This is a genomic window from Mycobacterium sp. TH-M15 (genome assembly GCF_057473705.1).
Map to the genome: position 1 here is coordinate 1 of NZ_JBYCLB010000384.1, position 7,237 is coordinate 7,237.

Sequence of the window (7,237 nt, forward strand, 5' to 3'; positions counted from 1 at the left end):
GTGGCCACCATCAGGACATCACGTGGCCGGGCGGTCAGATAGCGCACCAGTGCCCGACGTTGCCAGCCCCGCATCGCCCGGGTGCTGGGCGCATCGACTGCCGGCACCCGAGGTCTCCTATCTGGTCGAGATGCAGCCTAGGGCAACCGATCGCGCGGGTCGCGCAACCCGGCGTTGCCCTAGCATCGGTGGCGTGTCCGGTCCGGTCGCCGAGGAATCCGTTCGCGTCGAGCGGCTGCTGGACGCCCAGGACAAAGCGGCGCAGCTCTTCGCCGAGATCCAATGCCGTCAGCTGGTGCGGCCCGGCGTCGGCGAGCGGGCGCTCTCCGACGAGATCAACGAGCTGGCCGCGGCGATGTTCGGGGTGACCCGGAACTGGCACCGACGGATCGTGCGGGCCGGGCAGAACACCCTGCAGCCGTTCCACGCCCACCCGCCGGACCGGGTGATCGCCGCCGACGACATCGTCTTCTGCGACCTGGGCCCGATCTTCGCCGAATGGGAGGCCGACTTCGGCCGCACCTTCGTCCTCGGCGACGACCCGGCCAAGCTGGCGCTGCGCGACGCGCTTCCGGGGGTGTGGCGGGCCGGGCGGTCGTTCTTCGACGCCACCCCGGAGGTGACCGGCGCGCAGCTGTATCAGCACGTCGTAGAGCTGGCCCGGGGCGCCGGCTTCGAGTTCGGCGCCGCCATCGCCGGGCACCTGGTGGGGGAGTTCCCGCACAAGAAAATCAGCGGCAACGAGGTGGACTGCTACATCACGCCGGGGTCGGATCGGCCGATGCGGCGCACCGAGCGCACCGGACGGGTCTGCCACTGGATTCTGGAAGTGCACCTGGTGGACCGGGGTCGCGGGTTCGGCGGCTTCCACGAGGAGCTGCTGGACTTGCGCCCGGAAGCGGGATAGCCGTGTTTCTGCTTCTGGCGGGGTGCTGCTGCTGGTGGTCCTCGCCGGGCTGCTCGCGCTGGGTCTGACCCGGTGGCAGCATCGACTCTCCGGGTGGCGGGTGGCGGGTGGCGCCGGTGGCCGCGGGGGTGGCGTGCGTCGCCGTCATGTTCGGCCTGACGGGCGGTGCGGGCGGAGCGGAGCCACCAGGGCGACAACGACGAAGGGACGGCACGTCGGCTCGGTGAGTCGCCCTGTGACCGATCAGTGGAACGGCACCCCGATGGGCGGCAAGACGCTGATGCTGACCGGTAACACGGACCGGGTGGAGCTGTTCGTGTGGATCCCCGGGACCTGACGAGCGGCCCGGACCCGACCTTGCACTCTCTATAGGCGAGTGCTAAGAATGACCTAGCACTCGCAACCCGTGAGTGCTAGGTCGGGACGGTGAGACCGGGTTCAAGACAACCACGGTCGTCCGTCGCGGGCACTGCTCCCGGCCACAGACGTCAGCCCCAAATCCGGAGGAATCACTTCGCAATGGCTAAGCAGATTGCGTACGACGAAGAGGCCCGTCGCGGCCTGGAGCGAGGCCTGAACAGCCTCGCCGACGCGGTAAAGGTGACGCTGGGGCCCAAGGGCCGCAACGTCGTGCTGGAGAAGAAGTGGGGCGCCCCCACCATCACCAACGACGGTGTCTCCATCGCCAAGGAGATCGAGCTGGAGGACCCCTACGAGAAGATCGGCGCCGAGCTGGTCAAAGAGGTCGCCAAGAAGACCGACGACGTCGCCGGTGACGGCACCACCACGGCCACCGTGCTGGCCCAGGCGCTGGTCAAGGAGGGCCTGCGTAACGTGGCCGCCGGCGCCAACCCGCTGGCGCTGAAGCGCGGCATCGAGAAGGCCACCGAGCACGTCACCGAGGTGCTGCTCAAGGGCGCCAAGGAGGTCGAGACCAAGGAGCAGATCGCGGCCACCGCGGGCATCTCCGCCGGCGACCAGTCGATCGGCGACTTGATCGCCGAGGCGATGGACAAGGTCGGCAACGAGGGTGTGATCACCGTCGAGGAGTCCAACACCTTCGGCCTGCAGCTGGAGCTCACCGAGGGTATGCGCTTCGACAAGGGCTACATCTCGGGCTACTTCGTCACCGACGCGGACCGTCAGGAAGCCGTCCTGGAGGACCCGTACATCCTGCTGGTCAGCTCCAAGGTGTCCACCGTCAAGGACCTGCTGCCGCTGCTGGAGAAGGTCATCGGCGCCGGCAAGTCGCTGCTGATCATCGCCGAGGACGTCGAGGGCGAGGCTTTGAGCACCCTGGTCGTCAACAAGATCCGCGGCACCTTCAAGTCGGTCGCGGTCAAGGCCCCGGGCTTCGGCGACCGGCGCAAGGCGATGCTGCAGGACATGGCGATCCTCACCGGCGGTCAGGTGATCAGCGAGGAGGTCGGCCTGTCGCTGGAGAGCGCCGACATCGCCCTGCTCGGCAAGGCCCGCAAGATCGTCGTCACCAAGGACGAGACCACCATCGTCGAGGGCGCCGGTGACTCCGACGCCATCGCCGGCCGGGTGGCCCAGATCCGCACCGAGATCGAGAACAGCGACTCCGACTACGACCGGGAGAAGCTGCAGGAGCGGCTGGCCAAGCTGGCCGGCGGCGTCGCGGTGATCAAGGCGGGTGCGGCCACCGAGGTGGAGCTCAAGGAGCGCAAGCACCGCATCGAGGACGCGGTGCGCAACGCCAAGGCCGCCGTCGAGGAGGGCATCGTCGCCGGTGGTGGCGTGACCCTGCTGCAGGCGGCGCCGTCGCTGGACGCGCTGAAGCTGGACGGCGACGAGGCCACCGGTGCCAACATCGTCAAGGTGGCGTTGGAGGCTCCGCTGAAGCAGATCGCCTTCAACGCCGGGCTGGAGCCGGGCGTGGTGGCCGAGAAGGTCCGCAACTCCAAGCACGGGGTCGGCCTGAACGCCGCCACCGGCGAGTACGAGGACCTGCTCAAGGCCGGCGTCGCCGACCCGGTGAAGGTGACCCGCTCGGCGCTGCAGAACGCGGCATCGATCGCGGCGCTGTTCCTGACCACCGAGGCCGTCGTCGCCGACAAGCCGGAGAAGGCGGCCGCTCCGGCGGGCGACCCGACCGGTGGCATGGGCGGCATGGACTTCTAGGTCTGGGCTATCGAAAAGCCCGGTCCCTTCCGAGGGGCCGGGCTTTTCGGTGCCAGGACGTTGACTCTGCGACCATGGCGAAGAAGTGCGAGTGGATCGCGCCGTGTACGCAGAGTCAATGAGGATAGGTCAGATGGAGATCGTGCTGCTGGGCAGCGGCAGCGCCGACGGCTGGCCGAATCCGTTCTGCCGCTGCGATAACTGTGCGTCGGCGAGCGTGGTGCGCGGGCAGACCAGCGCCTTGGTCGACGACGTGCTGCTGCTGGACTGCGGGCCGGAGGCGCCGCGGGCCGCCGCGCGCTGTGGGCGTTCGCTGGCAGACGTTCGGCAGATCCTGTTCACCCACGGCCATCCCGATCATGTCGGGCCGGCCGCGCTGCTGATGCGGCACTGGGCCGGCGCCGCCGAGCCGCTGGACGTGGTCGGCCCGCCAACCGCGCTGCAGCTGTGCAGGGACTGGGTCGCACCCGGCGACCCGGTGACGTTTCGGGCGGTGGCGCCCGGCGACGAGCTGGATCTGGGCGGCTACCGGGTCCGGGTGCTGGCGGCGACGCACGGCGCCGACCTGGGCGGCGAAGCGGTGTTGTACGACGTCTCGTCGCATGACGCGCGGATGCTGTGGGCCACCGACACCGGCCCGCTGTCCGCCGAGACCGGTGCGGCGCTGAGCGGTGCGGCGTTCGACGCGGTCTTCCTCGATCAGACGTTCGGCACAAACACCGGACACGGCACCGAGCACCACGACCTGTCGTCATTCGCCGAGACCATCACCGGGCTGCGCCGCTCCGGCGCGATCACCGCGGCCACCGCCGTCGTCGCCGTGCACCTGAGCCATCACAATCCGGCTGAGGTGGAGTTGGTTGCCGCGCTGGGCGATTCGCTCGCCCGGGCCGGCCGTGACGGCGAGGTGGTGCGGATCGGCTCCGGGGCGGGCCGGGCGACGCGCACCCTGGTTCTCGGCGGCGTCCGATCCGGCAAGTCGGCCTACGCCGAGTCGTTGCTGGCCGGCGAAGCCGAGGTCGCCTACCTGGCCACCGGCGGCGCCGGGACCGACGACCCGGAGTGGGCGCGGCGGGTGCGGGCGCATCGAGCGCGCCGCCCGGCGTCGTGGCGGACCGTCGAGACCGTCGACGTCGCCGAGCAGCTGCGCACCGCGCAAGCCCCGCTGTTGCTGGACTGCCTGGGCACCTGGCTGACCGCCCGGATGGATCGGCACGCGGCGTGGGACGGCGGCCCGCTGGACGGTGTGCACGCCGATATCGACGAGTTGGTCGCGGCGTGGCGCGCCTGCCGGTCGCCGGTGGTCGCGGTCAGCAACGAGGTGGGCAGCGGGGTGGTGCCGGCCACCGCGTCGGGCCGGCTCTTCCGTGACCTGCTCGGCGTGCTCAACGCGCGTCTCGCCGCGCAGTGTGACAGCGTGGTGCTGATGGTGGCCGGTCGGCCGCTCACGCTCCCTGCGGGGCGCGTGTGAGGTCCGTGCAGTCGCTGTAGCAGGCGGTGGCACCGGGTGATTCCGGGGTTGCCACCCGGATCAGCACCGCCCGGGTCGGCACGAAGGCCAGGCTGGCCAGCTGCTCGTCGCCGGGGGTGCCCGGGTCGGTCACCTCGGCGACGCCGTCGGCGATCACCGTGTAGTCGCCGGGGGTGACCGGCGGCCACAGCACGGTGACGTCCTTGCTGCGGGCCAGGTTAGATCGGCTCTTGCGGCCACCGATCGCGCCGATCTGCACCGTGTCGCCGCGCAGCACCGGCATCACCGGCACCGGATTCGGATGACCGCTCTCCATCACGGTGATCAGATAGGCGTAGTCGCGGCCGGCCAGCTTCTCGGCGAGTTGCTCGAAATCGACATTGCTGGTCATGGAATCGAGCATAGTGGCGTCCTAGGTCTGACTTTCCGCACTTCTCGAACCCGTTTTAGGTGCCCCATCCTTCGGCCCTGATGACGGCTTGGATGGTGAGGGCTTCGAGTTCGGTGACGAGGTGTCGGAGCCGGGTGGCGTTGTCGAGCCAGGGCTGGTAGCGCGTGAGTTGTTCGGGGGTGAGAAGTTTGGTGACTGTCTTGCCGTCGACGGTGCGGGTCCACTGCAGGTAGGGGCCGTGCAGTAGCGGGGGGTCGCTTTTGCAGCGACAGTTGGGTTTGCCGCAGCGCATCCGGCGTTCGACGATACTGCCGGGCAGCGCCCAGTCGATGCTGGCCAGGGTGGCGGCCAGGTGCTGTTGCGCCTGGGCCAGCTGGGGGTCAATGCGGATCGGCTCGGCCGCAACGGCGTGTCGGTGTCCCTCCATTGTCCTACAGCGTATACGTTGAAAGATATGGTGGCAAGGAGGGCGATTGGACCGGGAGCGCCGGCCGGCCCGTTTGAGCTGTCCACCGCGATGTTGGGCCCGCTGCCGGTGATCGACTGGTTCTGCGCCCGGCTCGGGCTGGCCGAGCTGCTGGGGACCTACCTGCCGCACAACGACGCCCGGTTGAAGCTGGCGCCGGCGACCGCGCTCGGGGTTCTGGTGCGCAACCTGGCCGTGGCGCACGAGCCGGTGTACGGGCTGGGCCGGTGGGTCGAGCCGTTCGACCCCGGGTCGCTGGGGCTGGCCGAGAATGAGAGGGGGCTGCTCAACGACGACCGGGTCGGGCGGATGCTGGCCCGGTTGTTTGACGCCGACCGGGCCAGCTTGCTGACCCGGCTGATGCTCGATGCGATCGAGCGGTTTTCGATCGACTGCTCGCAGCTGCACAACGATTCCACCAGCGTCACCGTCACCGGTCGCTACCTGGGCGCCGACGGGCGCAGACGGGGTGGGAAGGCCACGGCGGCGATCACCTTTGGGCACAACAAGGACCACCGCCCCGACCTCAGGCAGCTGGTGTGGATTTTGACCGTGTCCGCCGATGGGGCGGTGCCGATCGCGCACCGGGTGGTCGACGGCAATACCAACGACGACACCACCCATGTGGACACCTGGAACGAGCTGGTCGCGCTGCTGGGCCGCACCGATTTCCTCTACGTGGCCGACTGCAAGCTGGCCACCCGCGCCACCATGGACCACATCCACCGCCGCGGTGGACGGTTCATCTCGGTGCTGCCGGCATCCCGCAAGGAAGACAAGATGTTTCGGGACTGGATCGTTGACCACGAGCCGGACTGGGTCCAGGCAGCGCGGCGACCCGGAGCCCGCATCGGCCACCCCAACGACGTGTGGCACACCTGCCAGGCGCCCTGGCCATCCGCCGAAGGCTACCGCGTGGCCTGGGTGCGCTCCTCGGCCAAGACCCGCTACGACGCGACCGCCCGCGAGGACCGCATCGCTCGCGGCCTCGCCGCACTCGACGAGCTCAACCAGCGGCTGACCTCACCCAAGACCCGGATCAAAACCGCCGCCGCCGCCGAGCAGGCCGCCGCCACGGCGCTGCAGCGAACCGGCGCGGCCCGCTGGATCACCGTCACCGTCGAAGAACGCGTCGAAGAACGGTTCCGACAGGACAAACGCGGCCGCCCCGGCCCCGACCCCCGCTACCGCAAAACCAGCCGCACCCACCACCGCATCGGCTACAACGTCGACGAGACCCAGGTCGCGCACGACGCGGCCTCCGACGGCTGCTACCCGCTGATCAGCAACGACCGCCAGATGAGCGGCGCTGAACTGCTCGCCGCCTACAAATACCAACCCAACCTGGAGAAACGCCACGCCCACCTGAAGGGCACCCAGCTGGCCGCACCGGTGTTCCTGCACGATCCCGCCCGCATCGAAGCACTGCTGTGCTGTCACTTCATCGCCATGCTCATCCACGCGCTCATCGAACGCCAGATCAGGCAGGCGATGAAAACCACGGGGATCAAACAACTCTCGCTCTACCCCGAAGACCGCGGCCGCGCCGCACCCACCGCCGCCCGCGTCCTCGACATCTTCACCGGACTGGCCCGCCACCACCTGCTCGACCAGCACGGACGCCTCGTACAGGCCTTCCCGCCACAGCTCACCGAACTACAAACCCTCGTACTGGACCTACTCAACATCCCCCACAGCGTCTACACCGGATGATCAAGACCCGGTGCGCCAAAACGGGTTCGAGAAGTGCGGAAAGTCAGCTAGGTGCGTGGGTCGGTAACGGATTTGCCGGGTTTGGGGGGCCAATCGGTCCAGGCCGTGGACTCGACAGGGGTTGAATCGTCGGCGAGGTCGACT

6 protein-coding genes are annotated in these 7,237 nt (G+C 69.1%); 4 read left to right on the forward strand and 2 right to left on the reverse strand.

What is annotated here, in order from left to right; genetic code table 11:
- Positions 1-193 precede the first annotated feature (193 nt).
- The 3 genes from AC2VNT_RS09405 (at position 194) to AC2VNT_RS09415 (ending at position 4,523) form a co-directional block, all read left to right on the forward strand.
- Positions 194-907: a M24 family metallopeptidase gene (locus tag AC2VNT_RS09405; RefSeq protein ID WP_486946601.1), complete on the forward strand. Its 714-nt coding sequence runs from the start codon at positions 194-196 to the stop codon at positions 905-907.
- Positions 908-1,426: 519 nt separating this feature from the next.
- Entirely contained in the window at positions 1,427-3,052 is a 1,626-nt protein-coding gene (groL, locus tag AC2VNT_RS09410; protein ID WP_486946602.1) for a chaperonin GroEL, read from the forward strand.
- A gap of 133 nt (positions 3,053-3,185) precedes the next feature.
- Positions 3,186-4,523 carry a bifunctional adenosylcobinamide kinase/adenosylcobinamide-phosphate guanylyltransferase gene (locus tag AC2VNT_RS09415; RefSeq protein WP_486946603.1) on the forward strand — a complete coding sequence of 446 codons (1,338 nt, stop codon included), beginning with the start codon at positions 3,186-3,188 and terminating at the stop codon, positions 4,521-4,523.
- On the opposite strand, the gene AC2VNT_RS09420 is transcribed toward AC2VNT_RS09415, so the two are convergent.
- The gene (locus AC2VNT_RS09420) at positions 4,498-4,914 is read right to left on the reverse strand and encodes a pyridoxamine 5'-phosphate oxidase family protein (RefSeq protein ID WP_486946604.1); all 417 of its coding nucleotides are present in this window, start codon (positions 4,912-4,914) and stop codon (positions 4,498-4,500) included. The genes AC2VNT_RS09415 and AC2VNT_RS09420 overlap by 26 nt on opposite strands.
- Before the next feature lie 55 nt (positions 4,915-4,969).
- On the reverse strand, positions 4,970-5,341 hold the full coding sequence (locus tag AC2VNT_RS09425) for a DUF6788 family protein (RefSeq protein WP_486946605.1): 372 nt from the start codon (positions 5,339-5,341) through the stop codon (positions 4,970-4,972).
- A 27-nt stretch (positions 5,342-5,368) separates the two neighbouring features.
- Between AC2VNT_RS09425 and AC2VNT_RS09430 the strand changes: the two genes are divergently transcribed.
- Complete coding sequence (locus tag AC2VNT_RS09430; protein WP_486946606.1) at positions 5,369-7,093, forward strand: IS1634 family transposase; 1,725 nt, start codon at positions 5,369-5,371, stop codon at positions 7,091-7,093.
- The last annotated feature ends 144 nt before the right edge of the window (positions 7,094-7,237 follow it).